Origin of the sequence: Haloferax gibbonsii ATCC 33959 (assembly GCF_000336775.1) — an archaeon.
Taxonomy (GTDB): domain Archaea; phylum Halobacteriota; class Halobacteria; order Halobacteriales; family Haloferacaceae; genus Haloferax; species Haloferax gibbonsii.
Genome location: NZ_AOLJ01000025.1, coordinates 36,997 through 49,790, shown reverse-complemented (window position 1 = coordinate 49,790; position 12,794 = coordinate 36,997). Strand labels below are relative to the sequence as shown.

Genomic DNA, 12,794 nt, shown 5'->3' with positions numbered 1-12,794 from the left:
TCTACAGGTACGGCGCGAGTCCGAGCGCGGAGACGAGCGGGACGCCGGCGACGACCGAGCCGACGAGGTAGCCGCCTATCGCGCCGCCGTTGAGAAGCGGCAGACCGGCGTGCGCCCGCCCCTTCATCACGGCCCACATCAGCCCGCTGAACCCGGCGAACGTCCCGACCATGGCGAGGAGCGCCGGGAGATTGAGCGCCGGAAGCGCACCAAAGCCGAGCGACGGCGCTTCGGAGAAGAACGCGCCCGAGGCGACCATCACGGTCGGCATGACCGCGTCGCCGAGGCCGATGAAGAACGCGTCGCGGTCGCCGGGGTCTGACTCGTCGGCGTCGGCGTCGGTATCTGCGTCAGCCGCTTCTGCGTCAGCCGCTTCTGCGTCAGCCGTCTCCGCGTCGACCGCACCCGCGGGTTCGCCCCCGTCAGTCGCGTTCTCGCCGTCGCCGACCTCGTTGGCGTCGCGGGCGAAGTCGTCGTCGAGAAGCGAGTACGACAGCGTCGTCGGGATGACGAGCACGACCGGGATGCGGAGGTCCATCACGCCCTCCGCGAGGTCGAGCATGTGCTTCGTCTTGTAGACGCTGATGGCGTCGTAGATGGCGAGGACGGAAAGGAGCACGATGGCCGGGAGGAGGCCGAAGCTGATGCCGAACAGGGCGGCCGCGCCGGCACCCATGAGCGCCCCGGCGGCGTCGATGACGTACCACTCGGGGTAGACCAGCAGGGCGAGCGAGACGCCCGCCGAGAGGGCGATGGCGACCAACCCGTTGGGGACGAGCGCGGCGAAGACGTACCACGCGAGCAGGCCGCTCGTGAAGACGATGACGAGGCGGATGAGCTGGTCGAGGTCGTACTTGAACGCCGCGAGCATGAACGCGGTCATGGCGATAATCGCGCCGATGTAGAGGAGGCTGTTCGTCGGGTCGGTGGGGTCTTCGACCGTCTGGTACCCCTGTTCGAAGAACGTCGGCACGAGGGCGAGCGCACCCACCTGCACGACGAGGAAGATGAGGGCGGCGAGGGCGACCCCCCGATAGGCGCGGCGTGACATGCAGGGGCGTTCCCACCCGAGGAGTATGGGGGTTGCGCTCTGGAGTCGTCAGCGAGCGTAGAGCTTGCTGCCGACGAGTCGGGCGGGCGAGCCGTCGTCCGCCGTGACGGCGACATAGGGTCGGTCGACCGGGCCGAACACGTCCACGATGCGGCCGACCGTCGACAGCGACTCGTCGAGGACCATGGTTCCGATGTCGGGCGTGTCGTCGTCGTCGAGGCGGACGATAGCGAGCCCCTGCGCCGTTCGGGAGACCGTGCCGATTCGCCGCATCAGTCGCGGAGGATTCCGACGTAGGCGGCGACCGCCTGCACGATGTCGTTTTTCGTGGCGTCGTCGGCGTTGTTCACGAGGACGCGCCCGCGGGTTTCGAACTCCCGAGAGTACCGCTTGTCCCGTTCGATGACGGCGTCGTAGCCGACCTGCTGGACGGCCTTCGCAATCTCGTCGACGGTCGGCGCTTCGACCGCCGCGGACTGGGCGACCCGTCGGCCCTCGCTGCGCGAGAGCGCGGCGTCGAGGTAGGCGGGGTAGATGACGTTCTCGACCATACCCGTGTGTCCGCCATCCGCCGGTAATACGGTTGTGGTCTCACGGAGCCGGACGACGAGAAGTGGAAAACGACGCGCGGGTCGGTCCGGTTACCGGCGACGCGCGAGCAGGACGACCGCGCCGATGGCGGCGAGGCCGACGACGACGCCGAATCCGGGCGCGTCGCTCTCGGTGGTCGATTCCGACGACTCGGTCGTCGCGGGCGACTCGGTCGCGTCGGTTTCGGTCGCGTCCGCGTCCGCGGTCGTCTCAGTTGCGTTCTCGGTGGCGTCCGTCGCCGACTCGGTTTCGAGCTGCTGGTAGCGCTCGTAGGCGTCGGGGTGGACCGCTTCGAGAATCTCCTCGCTCGCCTCGATGGCGCGCGGGGCGGGCTGTTGGAGCTTGTGCGCCTCGATGACGATGACGTTGCCCTCCTGTATCGCCGTCGTGCTGTTGTACGCCGGACTGCTCGGCACCGGCGCGTGGTCGGGGACGACGATGTACTCGGGGTTCATGTCGACGACGAGTTCCTCGTTAATCTGGGCGAAGCCGGTGAGGTTCGCCTCCGCCGCGCCGTTGCGCAGGCCGGCGGTCGTCATGATGTCGGAGATGAACGTCTCGGAGCCGGAAGTGTAGCCGAAAAAGGAGTTGAGACCGACGGGACGCTCCGCGCCGTCGAGGGCCTGTCGCATGTGCTCCATCGACTCGCGCATCTCGCCCGCGCGCTCGACGCCGGCCTCGCAGTTGCCGGTCATGCGGCCGACGCGCTCGGTCTTGTCGGCGACGGCGTCGAGCGACTTCCCGGACTCGAAGACGACGACCGAGATGTCCGCCGAGCGAAGCTGTCCGACGCGGTCTGGCTCGGCGTTGTACGAGGAGTTCGGGACGAGCACGAGGTCGGGTTCGAGGCCGATGACGGCCTCGACGTTGAGGCCGCCGGAGCCGGAGACGTTCCCCTTCTCCGACGCGCCGTCGAGGTACATGGCGTACTGCGAGACGCCGACGACCTCGTCGCGCGCGCCGAGCTCCCACATGGTCTGGGCGGCGCTCGGGTTGGTCGTGACGACCCGCTCGGGGTCGTCGGTGATGGTGACTTCGGTTCCCGTGGCGTCGGTGACTGTCATCGGGAACGTACACTGCGCGGGCTGCTGCTGTGCGGTCTGGTCTACCGCGGCCGCGGCCGGTGCCGGAACCCCGGCGAACACGGTCGCGAGCGCCAGTAGGGCGACGACGAGTTGTCGGTTCACGGTAGTGGCCTCAGCGACTGTTCAATAAATATTTACCTACTGAAAGCGCGGTTGTGTTCAATGAGCGTTCGCACGCGGGCGACCACGTGGTCGCTCGGCCTCTCCGGGCTCTTGCTTCTCGTCGTCGTCGTGAGCGCCGGCATCGGGGCCGTGACCATCCCGCCCCGGACCGTCGCCGCCATCCTCGCCGACGCGGTTCCCGTCCCGGTCGGCGTCTCCCTCGGCGGCGCGACGGTCCTCCCCCTCGTCGGGCCGGTTCCGACGCCGACGCTGGAGTTCGTCTCGCCGTTCGCGTTCTCCGTACCGAGACCCGCCCGCATCATCGTGCTGTCGGTCCGCCTGCCGCGCATCCTCCTCGCGGCGCTCGTCGGCTTCGCGCTCGCCACCGCGGGAACCGTGATGCAGGGCTTCTTCCGCAATCCGATGGCCGACCCCTCCATCGTCGGCGTCTCCTCGGGGGCCGCCGTCGGCGCGGTCGCGACCATCGTGCTTTCGCTTTCGATTCCGTTCGGTCTCGAGGGCGCGGCCTTCGTCAGCGCCGTCGTCACCGCCTTCGTCGTCTACCTCCTCGCCAGCGAGAACGGTCGGACGCCCGTGGCGACCCTGCTTCTCGCGGGCGTCGCCATCCAGACGTTCCTCGGCGCGGTCATCTCGTTTCTCCTCCTCCAGAGCGGCGAGAGCCTCCGACAGGTCGTCTTCTGGCTCATGGGCCACCTCGCGGGCGCGACGTGGAGCGAGGTCGGCATGCTCGCGCTCGTCCTGCCGCTTCCGTTCGTCGTCTTGTTGGTCCACGCCCGCGACCTGAACGTCCTGCTGCTCGGCGAGGAGGACGCCCACGCCCTCGGAATCGAGGTCGAGCGGACGAAACAACTGCTCCTCGCCACCGCGAGCGTCGTCACCGCCGCGGCCGTCTCGGTCTCCGGCGTCATCGGCTTCGTCGGCCTCGTCGTCCCCCACATGCTCCGACTGCTCGTCGGCCCCGACCACCGGGTGTTGCTCCCGGCGTCGGCGCTGGCGGGCGCGTCGTTCCTCGTCGCCACCGACACCGTCGCCCGCTCCGGCGGCGCGGAGATACCGGTCGGCGTCGTCACCGCCGCCGTGGGCGCGCCGTTCTTCCTCTACCTGCTCCGCACGCGGGAGGTGCGCTCGCCGTGAGCGACTTCGACCGCTCCGGCGACACCGACCTCGGTGCCGACGCGGACTCCGCCGACTCCGACCCCTTCGGCGACGCCGGCCCGGCGATTCGACTCGACGACGTGTCGCTCTCGCTCGGCGGACACTCGATTCTCGACTCCGTCTCCGTCGACGTGGGCGAGGGAACGTTCGTGGGCCTCATCGGTCCCAACGGCGCGGGGAAGACGACCCTGCTCCGGACGCTCAACGGCGCGCTCGCGCCCGACGAGGGGTCGGTCCGCGTCGTCGGCGAGGACGTGCACGCCCTGTCGTCGAAGGCGGCGAGCAGGCTCGTGGCGACGGTCCCCCAGACGACGAGCGTCACCTTCGACTTCCCCGTCCGCGACGTCGTCGAGATGGGGCGGACCCCGCACCGCGGGCGGTTCGACGGCTGGCGCGAGCGCGATACGGCCGCCGTCGACGACGCCATGCGTCGGACCGCCGTCGAGTCGCTTGCCGACCGTCCCGTCACGGAGGTCAGCGGCGGCGAGCGCCAGCGCGTCCTCATCGCCCGCGCGCTGGCACAGGAGACGCCCGTCTTGCTCCTCGACGAACCCACCGCCAGCCTCGACATCAACCACCAGGTCCGCACGCTCGAACTCGTCTCCGACCTCGTCGCGGACGGGACGACCGCGGTCGCGGCCATCCACGACCTCAACCTCGCGGCCCACTACTGCGACGCGCTCGTCCTCCTGTCGGGCGGGCGCATCCTCTCGGCGGGCGACCCCGCGGCGGTGCTCTCCGAGGAGCACTTACGCGAGGCCTTCGACGCCGAGGCGGTCGTCTCCCGCCACCCCGTCACCGGTTCGGTGTACGTGACCGCCCTCCCGCCGTCGTCGGACGACGCCAACGGTCGGGTTCACGTCGTCGGCGGGGGCGGCACCGGCGCGCGGGCGCTCCACCTGCTCTCGGCGGCCGGCTACGCCCTCTCAGCCGGCGCGCTCAACGAGGGCGACACGGACGCCGAGGCGGCCCGCCGGGTCGGCGCGGACCTCGTGACCGTGCCGCCGTACTCGCCCGTCGACGACGCCGCGCGGGCCGCGGTCGAGTCGCGGGTCGAAGCCGCCGACGTGACCGTCGTCGCCGACGTGGAGGTCGGAGACGGCAACCTCGCCAACCTCGACGCGGCCGCCGAGGCCGACCGCCTCGTCCTCGTCGAGGAACGCCCCTTCTCTGAGCGAAACTACGCGGGAGACGAGGGCTTCGCGGTCTACGAGCGCCTCCGGGAGCGCGGCACCATCGTCGAACCCGGTGACCTGCTCTCGGTCGTCGGCGAACTCGCCTGCGACTCGTTCCGCGAGCGCGACGACGGCGCGGACGGCACCCGCGACGGCGAAACCGGTCCGGGCGACGCCGACGCCGGCGCGAACGACGCAGAACCGACCCACGACGACGCCGGTGGCGACGACACGGCGGCCGACCTGTTCTCCGATTAAGCTGTCGTTGCACAGCGCTACGCACAGCATATTCAAGGCCTGAGCGCGCGTCTAGTGGTTCGTTTTCTGAGAGGAACACGGACATGAAACTCGCACTCATCGGTATCGGACAGGCTGGCGGCAAGGTCGTCGACGCCCTCGTCGACTACGAGCGGCGGACGAAGACGGGGTTCGTCGTCGACGCCATCGCGGTCAACTCGGCTCGCGCGGACCTCCGGGGGCTCCGAAACGTCCCCGAATCGCGGCAGGTGCTCGTCGGTCTGACGCGCGTCAAGGGCCACGGCGTCGGCGCGGACAACGAACTCGGCGCGGAGGTGACCGCGGAGGACGTGGGCGACGTGCTCTCGATGGTCGACGACCTCCCGGTCCACGAGATAGACGCGTTTCTCGTCGTCGCCGGGCTCGGCGGCGGCACCGGCTCGGGCGGCGCGCCCGTCATCGCGCGCGAACTGAAGCACATCTACACCGAGCCCGTCTACGGCCTCGGTATCCTCCCCGCGCGGGACGAAGGCGGCATCTACACGCTCAACGCCGCGCGGTCGCTCCAGACGTTCGTCCGCGAGGTGGACAACCTCATCGTGTTCGACAACGACGCCTGGCGGAAGACCGGCGAGTCGCTCGAATCCGGCTACGGCAGCCTCAACGCCGAACTCGCTCGCCGCCTCGGCGTGCTGTTCAGCGCCGGCGAGGGCGACGGCTCCGGCGCGGTTGCGGAGTCCGTCGTGGACGCCTCCGAGATAATCAACACGCTCGGGAGCGGCGGCGTCTCGACTATCGGCTACGCCGCCGTCGAACTCGACCGCCCCAAGCGCGGCCTGCTCTCCCGGCTCTCCGGCGGGAAGGCCGACGCCGAGGACGGCGGCGACTCGACGAACCGAATCACCAGTCTCGTGCGCCGCGCCGCCCTCGGCCGGCTCACGATGCCCTGCGAGATTGCCGGCGCGGAGCGCGGCCTCGTCGTCATCGCCGGCCCGTCGGACGTGCTCTCGCGCCGCGGCATCGAGCGCGCGCGGACGTGGCTCGAAGACGAGACCGGGACGATGGAGATTCGCGGCGGCGACTACCCCGTCGGCTCGGACTTCGTCGCCGCGGTCGTGCTCCTGTCGGGCGTCTACGACGTGCCGCGGGTGAAAGAGTTGCAGGCGGTCGCCATCGAGACCCAACGCGACATGCTCGCCAAGCGCGAGTCCAGCGCGGCGTCGCTCGACGACCTCGTCTCGACCGGCGACGACCGCATCGAACCGCTGTTCTGAGCCTCCCGCTCCCGGTTTCTCTCAGCTTCATCCACGGGAAGGGTCATAGTGCCGCGGTACCAATTGACGACCGATGGCCGAGTACCCGCTGAAACAACGGTTCGTGCTCGACACCTCGCTGTTTCTCTCCGAGGAGATTCGAGACGACGACGAGACGTTCGAGGAGGGAATCGAACGGCTCCTCGACACCATCGCCGCCGCGCGGCTGGACCTGAACATCTCGTGTTACATGCCGCCGTCCATCGCCGCGGAGCTGGAACACATCCTGCGCGAGCGCGGCGTCTCGGAGGACGTACTCGGCAAACTCGACACGTGGGTCATCAAGAAACACCCCGACCGCTACGAGGTGTACATCCCCGCGGAGGTCGTCTACCGCTTCATCGACGAGATGTCCGACCGGGTCAACCGCGGGCTCCGCGTCTCCGAGAAGGCCGTCCGCAAGGCCGAGGAGTCGAAACAGCGGTCCAACGGCGGGTCGAAGCTCTCCGACGTGGACAAGGTCATCTCCGACCTCCGCGAGGACTACCGCGGCGCGCTCAGACAGGGCGTCCTCGACTCCCGCGAGGACTTCGACCTCCTCATCCTCGCCCGCGAACTGAACGCCGGCGTCGTCACGGAGGACACCGGCATCATCAGTTGGGCCGCCGACTTCGGCCTGCGGAACCTCCGCGGGCGGGCGTTCCCAACCCTCTTAGAAGAGTACCTCATGGCGCTCGACAGCCCGCGCCCGTGGAGCAGGGGCGACGACGGCGCCGACCCGGACCGGCTGTAACCCTCCGGTCACGCCGACACCTACTCCATCGAGTCGAGGTCGACGAAGCTCCCTTCGAACGCCGATAGCCATCGGGTCAGTTGCTCCTCGGGCGTCGCGTCGGCGGGGTAAATCGTGCACTCCTCGCGCCCGTCTGGATGCGTGGTCAGCCGAGACGCGAGCCGCGGACGCACGGGGTGTTCGGTCCCCGAATCCGGCGGGTGTGCCGGCTCCGACCCCATCAGCGGTCCCCACCGAGGGCGACTTCTAGCCCCCGTTCGTCGTTCAACGAGACGGTGACCGACTCGACGCTCGACCGGTACTGGTGGGTGTGGGTCCCGTTCGCCCGCAGTTGGAGCGTCTCTTCGAGCAGGGCCGCCTCCGAGAGCTGTTCGACCTTCCGGTAGGTCGTCGACAGCGGCACGTCGCACACCTCGGAGAGGTCCTGTGCGGTCATCGGCTCGGTCGCGCTCTGTAGCGTCGTGAGGATTCGCCGGCACGCGCGGTCCGAGAGCGCTTCCAGCACCTGTTCCGCCTCCAGTTCGGCGGGCTTCGGTCCGGTCGGCGTGCGTCTGAGGCCGGTCTGCATGCTCGCCCGTAGATTAGCCCGCGTCGCCCGTCGAAGGGCACCCAGAATATGCGGGGCGCTTTATACACCCCGCGACCCGCCGTGGTCCGCGCGACGGCAGTCAGCGGGGGAAACGAACCACGATATAAAGGCCCGGTGTATCGGGGGTGTTTATATCAGGGGGTGGAGCGACTGCATACTCTTATGACGAGCGCAGCGGGCATCAGAGCGGAGTTGAAAGTGACGGGGCCGGACGGCTGTCCGGTCGCGACCGTCTCCGAGGGCGACACCTCGGGCTACGCGCTCTCGCGGAGCATGGCTCCCAACGAGCGCGGGTCGGTCGTCGAGGAGTTCGTCTTCGACGACGACGCCGAGGTCCCGGAGGAGATGGAGGAGTTGTTCGAGTACGGCGACGGGAGCGTCTACCGGTTCGACCGCGAGGGCGGCATCGGCTGTCCCTGCGAGCGCGTCGAGGCGTTCGACTGCCCGGTCGTGGACGTCCAGACGCGCGACGGCGCGCTGTTTTTGACCTTCCACGCGCCCGACGTGGAGACGCTCCGCGACGTGGTCGCCTCCCTTCGAGAGTCGTCGGGCTCTGTGGACGTGCGCCGACTGCTCCAGTCGTCGTCCGACGAGTCGCGGGACCTCGTGTTGGTCGAGCGCGGCCAGCTCACCGACCGTCAGCGCGAGGTGCTGGAGACGGCCCACGAGATGGGCTACTTCGACCACCCGCGGCGCGCGAACAAGGGCGAGGTCGCAACCGAACTCGGCATCACGACCTCGACGTTCTCCGAGCACCTCGCCATGGCGCAAAAGAAGCTCATGGGTGCCATCCTTCAGGGGTGACGAGATGAGACGCGCCGACGGGGTATCAGCCCCCCGCGAATGCAGGGTGCGCCCCCTCGGGTCTCCGCGGCGTACCGCTACCCGGTGAGCAACGATGCGCGAGTTCGACGTGACCTGTCCCGAGTGCGGCGAGCGCTATCGGGTCAACGAGCCGATGATGCGGACGCTCCGGGAGACCGGCTGCGTCCTCTGTACCGCACCGCTGAACGACGCCCTGCGGTCCGCGTGACGCCGACGCCGGCCGGCCTGCCCGCGGACTGAGGGGCGAGGAGTTCACTCGCCCGCGACGACGCGCGGACGACGACGCGAGGACGACGACGCGCGCTTACTCGACGACGACGACGCCGACCATGCCGAGCGTCTCGTGCGGGACGCAGACGTACTTGTACTCGCCGGACTCCTCGAACGTGTACTCGAAGGTGTGGCCCTCCGAGACGGTGAGTTCCGACTCGAACAGCCCGTCTTCGCGGTTGACGACGTTGTGGGTGCCGCCGTTTCCGGTCCACTCCCAGACGACCGTCGTCCCCGGCGAGACCTCGGCTGCGGCGGGGGCGAACGCGTAGCCGCCGCCGTTGCCGTCCGCGCCGACCGCGACCGTGACGGTGTCCTGTCCCGTCAGGTCGTGGACGCCGTCGTAGTTCCCCGTCCGGTCGAACCAGCCGCCGAAGTCCCGCATCTCGCGGTCGGCGGTGTCCTCCCCGCCGGACGAGTCGCCGCCGTCGTCCGCGCCGCCGGAGCCGTCGCCGGACGAACTCGAACAGCCCGCCAACAGCGCGATACCTGTCGAAGCCGCCGTTGCGCGGAGAACCGACCGCCGGGTGAACCGTTGCGTCATTAGCTGGCCGTAGTGAGTGGCCGAACAAGTCTAAAGCTTCGATTCCCACGCGCTGAAAACGGGCGAAACGAGCGTGGCCACTCCACCCGAAGGCGACGACATGGACGACGACGACCCGAGGCGACGACCGCGAATCGACGGCAGCCGCCAGTGGGAAGTGTTCTCCCGCGACGCGTCGGCCGAGCCGATGCGCCACGTCGGCAGCGTGAGCGCGCCCGCCGAGGACCTCGCGACCGAGCAGGCGCGGACGCTGTTCGGCGACGGCGACGCGGACCTCTGGCTCGCGCCGGCCGACGAGTTCCTCCGACTCGGCGGGAACGACCTCGCCGCGAAGGGCGACGCGGCGGACGGCGAGACGGCGGGGGCCGCCCGCGGTGCCGAAAACGGGGTGTCGGTCGAGTGATTTCCATCAGCAAGCTCCTGTGCGGGCAGGGCGCCGAGGGCGACGGCCTCCGCTACGACGACCCCGACGCCGACATCGACCAGATACGCGAGGAGAAACAGAAACGTCCGGTCGTGGTCTGGAACACGACGCGGCGCTGTAACCTCTACTGCGAACACTGCTACGCCGGGGCCGACCTCGACCCCGCACAGGGCGAGCTCTCGACCGCCGAGGCGAAGGGGCTCATCGACGACCTCGCGGCCTACGACGTGCCCGTCCTGCTGTTTTCGGGCGGCGAGCCGCTCGTCCGCGAGGACCTCGTCGAACTCGTCGACTACGCCACCGACGCCGGCATCCGGGCGGTGCTTTCGACCAACGGGACGCTCATCACCGAGGAGAAGGCCCGGGCGCTCCGCGACGCGGGGCTCTCCTACGCCGGCGTCTCAGTCGACGGGTTAGAGGAGCGCAACGACCGCTTCCGCGGGAAAGACGGCGCGTTCGACGCCGCCGTCCGCGGCATCGAAAACTGCCTGTCGGTGGGGCTCAAGACCGGCCTCCGGTACACCATCACCGAGCACAACGCCGCCGACATGGAGGACGTGGTCGACCTGCTGTACGACGTGGGCGTCGACCGCTTCTGCTTCTACCACCTCGACTACGGCGGCCGCGGCGGCGACATCGCCGACGCCGACCTCGACGACGAGGCCCAGCGCCGCGCCGTCCGCCGGCTGTTCGACATGACCCGCGAGTACCACGCCGAGGGCGAGGAGATAGAGACGCTTCTGGTCGGCAACTACGCCGACTCCGCCTACGTGGTCGAGTACGCCCGGGACGAACTCGACGCCGAGCACGCCGAGCGGATTCACCGGTATCTCCGCGTCAACGGCGGCGACCCGACCGGCGAGCGCGTCGCCGACGTGGACTACCGCGGCGACGTCCACCTCACGCAGTTCTGGCAGGGCTACAGCCTCGGCAACGTCCGCGACCGGCCGTTCGGCGACATCTGGGACGACGAGTCGAACCCGCTTCTCGCCAAGCTCCGCGAGCGGGAAGAGCATCTGACCGGCAAGTGTGCTTCGTGCCAGTATCAGGACGTCTGCCGCGGCTCCTCGCGGCTTCGGTCGCTCGCGGCGACGGGCGAACTGTTCGGTCCCGACCCGCAGTGCTACCTGACACCAGAAGAGCGCGGCGCGGGTGCCGACGCGAGTCCGGGCGCGGCCGACTGACGACTGCGGGCGGGCCGCGCCCGTCGGACCGCAACCGCGTCCCGTTTCACCCGCTGGGAACGCTCCGCACGCTTATTTTTCGCCGACTCCAACCGCGGGGTATGGAAACCAAACGAGGGGTCCCGAACATCCTCGGGAACGGTCTCGTCGGCGTCGGACTCGTCCTCTTCGCCGTGGCGGTCGCGGGCGCGGTCGGCGTCGTGGACGTGCGCTTCTCCCCGGGGGTCTACCTCATCTTCGTGGCGATTAGCTTCATCCTCGCGTGGCTGTTGCGGTCGCTGACGTAGGGAGCCGAAGAGAAATCGAGTGAGATGAAACCCGAACGCCGAGCGCGGAGGTCGCTCGCTCGCCTTACTCGGCCGCGCCCGCGGCCGCCCGCTTTTCCTCGCGTTCGAGCTCTTCGAGGTAGTCGTCGGCGTCGAGGGCGGCCTTCACGCCCATGCCGCCGGCGGTCGCGGCCTGCTGGTAGTGGTAGTCGACCACGTCACCCGCGGCGAAGATGCCGGGCACGTCGGTCGCCGTCTGGCCGCCGCCGGAGCCGCCCTTGGCGACGATGTAGCCGTCGTCGTCGCGCTGGACGCCCGTCCCCTCGAGGTAGTCGGCGTTCGGCGTGTGGCCGATGGCGTAGAACACCGCGCCCACGTCGAAGTCGAACTCCTCGGTCTCGGGGTCGTCGAGCTTGTCGCTCGGGTGGCCCTCGGGGTTGCGGACGAGCGTCACGTGGTCGACGCCCTCCTCGGGCGAGCCGTGAAGCTCCGTCGCCTCGGTGTTGAGCATGAGTTCGATTTCGCCCTCGTCGACCTTCTCCATCAGGCGGTCGACCCAGTAGTCCTCGGCGCGGAACTCCTCGCGGCGGTGGACGAGGTAGACCGTCGAGGCGAACTTCGTGAGGAAGTTGGCCTCCTCGACGGCGGCGTCGCCCCCGCCGATGACCATGATTTTCTCGCCGCGGAAGAACGCGCCGTCGCAGGTCGCACACGTCGACAGGCCGTAGCCCATCAGGTTCTCCTCGCCGGGGATGCCGAGGGTGCGGGCCGACGCGCCCGACGCCGCGATGATGGCGTCCGCGGTGTACACGTCGCCGTTCTTGAGCGTGACCGTGAACGGGCGCTCGGAGGCGTCCACGTCCTCGATGATGCCGTGGCGAATCTCCGTGCCGAAGCGCTCGGCCTGCTCTTTCATGTTGTTGATGAGCTCCGGCCCGGAGATGCCCTCGGGGAAGCCGGGGTAGTTGTCGACCTCGGTCGTGAGCGTGAGCTGTCCGCCCGGCTCGTCGCCCTCCAGCACCAGCGGCTCGTTGTTGGAGCGGGCCGCGTAGATGGCCGACGAGAGCCCGGAGATGCCCGAGCCGGCGATGATGAGTTTCCTGTGTTCCACGAACGAATCGGCGTCCTCTGTCATAGCCGATAGTTCGCTACACCGGTGTCTTAAGGTTTCGCTGTATTGCGAGGAGCGCTACAACACCGGCACGATAACGCATGCCACGGGCTCCGAA

General features: G+C 69.3%; 17 protein-coding genes. 9 read left to right on the top strand and 8 right to left on the bottom strand.

Annotated features, from left to right (window positions below):
- Nucleotide 1 precedes the first annotated feature (1 nt).
- From C454_RS16880 to C454_RS16865, 4 genes are all read right to left on the bottom strand, one after another.
- Complete coding sequence (locus C454_RS16880) at nucleotides 2–1,051, bottom strand: presenilin family intramembrane aspartyl protease PSH (RefSeq protein ID WP_004977498.1); 1,050 nt, start codon at nucleotides 1,049–1,051, stop codon at nucleotides 2–4.
- A gap of 48 nt (nucleotides 1,052–1,099) precedes the next feature.
- A complete protein-coding gene (locus C454_RS16875; protein ID WP_004977496.1) occupies nucleotides 1,100–1,324 on the bottom strand; it encodes an H/ACA ribonucleoprotein complex subunit GAR1 in 225 nt (74 codons plus the stop codon).
- Complete coding sequence (gene srp19, locus C454_RS16870) at nucleotides 1,324–1,602, bottom strand: signal recognition particle subunit SRP19 (RefSeq protein WP_004977493.1); 279 nt, start codon at nucleotides 1,600–1,602, stop codon at nucleotides 1,324–1,326. The genes C454_RS16875 and srp19 overlap by 1 nt, the downstream gene beginning before the upstream one ends.
- A gap of 90 nt (nucleotides 1,603–1,692) precedes the next feature.
- Entirely contained in the window at nucleotides 1,693–2,829 is a 1,137-nt protein-coding gene (locus C454_RS16865; RefSeq protein WP_004977491.1) for a PGF-CTERM-anchored ABC transporter substrate-binding protein, read from the bottom strand.
- A gap of 60 nt (nucleotides 2,830–2,889) precedes the next feature.
- Here C454_RS16865 and btuC point away from each other — a divergent pair, with 60 nt between their 5' ends.
- The 4 genes from btuC (at nucleotide 2,890) to C454_RS16845 (ending at nucleotide 7,463) form a co-directional block, all read left to right on the top strand.
- The gene (gene btuC, locus C454_RS16860) at nucleotides 2,890–3,984 is read left to right on the top strand and encodes a vitamin B12 ABC transporter permease BtuC (protein WP_004977489.1); all 1,095 of its coding nucleotides are present in this window, start codon (nucleotides 2,890–2,892) and stop codon (nucleotides 3,982–3,984) included.
- Nucleotides 3,981–5,438 carry a heme ABC transporter ATP-binding protein gene (locus tag C454_RS16855; protein WP_004977488.1) on the top strand — a complete coding sequence of 486 codons (1,458 nt, stop codon included), beginning with the start codon at nucleotides 3,981–3,983 and terminating at the stop codon, nucleotides 5,436–5,438. The genes btuC and C454_RS16855 overlap by 4 nt, the downstream gene beginning before the upstream one ends.
- 83 nt (nucleotides 5,439–5,521) lie before the next feature.
- On the top strand, nucleotides 5,522–6,691 hold the full coding sequence (gene cetZ3 / locus C454_RS16850) for a tubulin-like protein CetZ3 (protein ID WP_004977487.1): 1,170 nt from the start codon (nucleotides 5,522–5,524) through the stop codon (nucleotides 6,689–6,691).
- 73 nt (nucleotides 6,692–6,764) lie between these two features.
- Entirely contained in the window at nucleotides 6,765–7,463 is a 699-nt protein-coding gene (locus C454_RS16845) for an RNA ligase partner protein (protein ID WP_004977486.1), read from the top strand.
- A 20-nt stretch (nucleotides 7,464–7,483) separates the two neighbouring features.
- Here C454_RS16845 and C454_RS16840 read toward each other — a convergent pair whose 3' ends face one another.
- Both C454_RS16840 and C454_RS16835 read right to left on the bottom strand, forming a co-directional pair.
- On the bottom strand, nucleotides 7,484–7,684 hold the full coding sequence (locus C454_RS16840; protein ID WP_004977484.1) for a DUF7511 domain-containing protein: 201 nt from the start codon (nucleotides 7,682–7,684) through the stop codon (nucleotides 7,484–7,486).
- A complete protein-coding gene (locus C454_RS16835; protein ID WP_004977483.1) occupies nucleotides 7,684–8,031 on the bottom strand; it encodes a winged helix-turn-helix domain-containing protein in 348 nt (115 codons plus the stop codon). Before C454_RS16835 ends, C454_RS16840 begins: the two co-directional genes overlap by 1 nt.
- Nucleotides 8,032–8,214: 183 nt before the next feature.
- On the opposite strand from C454_RS16835, the gene C454_RS16830 reads away from it, so the two are divergent.
- Both C454_RS16830 and C454_RS21150 read left to right on the top strand, forming a co-directional pair.
- Complete coding sequence (locus C454_RS16830) at nucleotides 8,215–8,856, top strand: helix-turn-helix domain-containing protein (RefSeq protein ID WP_004977482.1); 642 nt, start codon at nucleotides 8,215–8,217, stop codon at nucleotides 8,854–8,856.
- 94 nt (nucleotides 8,857–8,950) lie between these two features.
- A complete protein-coding gene (locus tag C454_RS21150) occupies nucleotides 8,951–9,085 on the top strand; it encodes a DUF7560 family zinc ribbon protein (RefSeq protein ID WP_004977481.1) in 135 nt (44 codons plus the stop codon).
- A gap of 96 nt (nucleotides 9,086–9,181) precedes the next feature.
- Here C454_RS21150 and C454_RS16825 read toward each other — a convergent pair whose 3' ends face one another.
- Nucleotides 9,182–9,691: a halocyanin domain-containing protein gene (locus C454_RS16825; protein WP_049905249.1), complete on the bottom strand. Its 510-nt coding sequence runs from the start codon at nucleotides 9,689–9,691 to the stop codon at nucleotides 9,182–9,184.
- 73 nt (nucleotides 9,692–9,764) lie between these two features.
- On the opposite strand from C454_RS16825, the gene C454_RS16820 reads away from it, so the two are divergent.
- From C454_RS16820 to C454_RS16810, 3 genes are all read left to right on the top strand, one after another.
- Entirely contained in the window at nucleotides 9,765–10,094 is a 330-nt protein-coding gene (locus C454_RS16820; protein ID WP_193363465.1) for an Htur_1727 family rSAM-partnered candidate RiPP, read from the top strand.
- Nucleotides 10,091–11,299, top strand: coding sequence for a TIGR04347 family pseudo-SAM/SPASM protein (locus C454_RS16815; RefSeq protein WP_004977476.1), 1,209 nt, complete (start codon nucleotides 10,091–10,093; stop codon nucleotides 11,297–11,299). Before C454_RS16820 ends, C454_RS16815 begins: the two co-directional genes overlap by 4 nt.
- Nucleotides 11,300–11,400: 101 nt before the next feature.
- A complete protein-coding gene (locus tag C454_RS16810; RefSeq protein WP_004977475.1) occupies nucleotides 11,401–11,586 on the top strand; it encodes a hypothetical protein in 186 nt (61 codons plus the stop codon).
- Between the two features lie 64 nt (nucleotides 11,587–11,650).
- On the opposite strand, the gene C454_RS16805 is transcribed toward C454_RS16810, so the two are convergent.
- Nucleotides 11,651–12,700 carry an NAD(P)/FAD-dependent oxidoreductase gene (locus C454_RS16805; protein ID WP_004977474.1) on the bottom strand — a complete coding sequence of 350 codons (1,050 nt, stop codon included), beginning with the start codon at nucleotides 12,698–12,700 and terminating at the stop codon, nucleotides 11,651–11,653.
- Nucleotides 12,701–12,794: the final 94 nt, after the last annotated feature.

What these genes read in the sequence shown, in the direction of transcription:
- C454_RS16880 (WP_004977498.1), bottom strand. Translation starts at nt 1,051, where the DNA reads ATGTCACGCCGCGCCTATCGGGGGGTCGCCCTCGCCGCCCTCATCTTC.
- C454_RS16875 (WP_004977496.1), bottom strand. Translation starts at nt 1,324, where the DNA reads ATGCGGCGAATCGGCACGGTCTCCCGAACGGCGCAGGGGCTCGCTATC.
- srp19 (WP_004977493.1), bottom strand. Translation starts at nt 1,602, where the DNA reads ATGGTCGAGAACGTCATCTACCCCGCCTACCTCGACGCCGCGCTCTCG.
- btuC (WP_004977489.1), top strand. Translation starts at nt 2,890, where the DNA reads ATGAGCGTTCGCACGCGGGCGACCACGTGGTCGCTCGGCCTCTCCGGG.
- cetZ3 (WP_004977487.1), top strand. Translation starts at nt 5,522, where the DNA reads ATGAAACTCGCACTCATCGGTATCGGACAGGCTGGCGGCAAGGTCGTC.
- C454_RS16845 (WP_004977486.1), top strand. Translation starts at nt 6,765, where the DNA reads ATGGCCGAGTACCCGCTGAAACAACGGTTCGTGCTCGACACCTCGCTG.
- C454_RS16840 (WP_004977484.1), bottom strand. Translation starts at nt 7,684, where the DNA reads ATGGGGTCGGAGCCGGCACACCCGCCGGATTCGGGGACCGAACACCCC.
- C454_RS16835 (WP_004977483.1), bottom strand. Translation starts at nt 8,031, where the DNA reads ATGCAGACCGGCCTCAGACGCACGCCGACCGGACCGAAGCCCGCCGAA.
- C454_RS16830 (WP_004977482.1), top strand. Translation starts at nt 8,215, where the DNA reads ATGACGAGCGCAGCGGGCATCAGAGCGGAGTTGAAAGTGACGGGGCCG.
- C454_RS21150 (WP_004977481.1), top strand. Translation starts at nt 8,951, where the DNA reads ATGCGCGAGTTCGACGTGACCTGTCCCGAGTGCGGCGAGCGCTATCGG.
- C454_RS16825 (WP_049905249.1), bottom strand. Translation starts at nt 9,691, where the DNA reads ATGACGCAACGGTTCACCCGGCGGTCGGTTCTCCGCGCAACGGCGGCT.
- C454_RS16810 (WP_004977475.1), top strand. Translation starts at nt 11,401, where the DNA reads ATGGAAACCAAACGAGGGGTCCCGAACATCCTCGGGAACGGTCTCGTC.
- C454_RS16805 (WP_004977474.1), bottom strand. Translation starts at nt 12,700, where the DNA reads ATGACAGAGGACGCCGATTCGTTCGTGGAACACAGGAAACTCATCATC.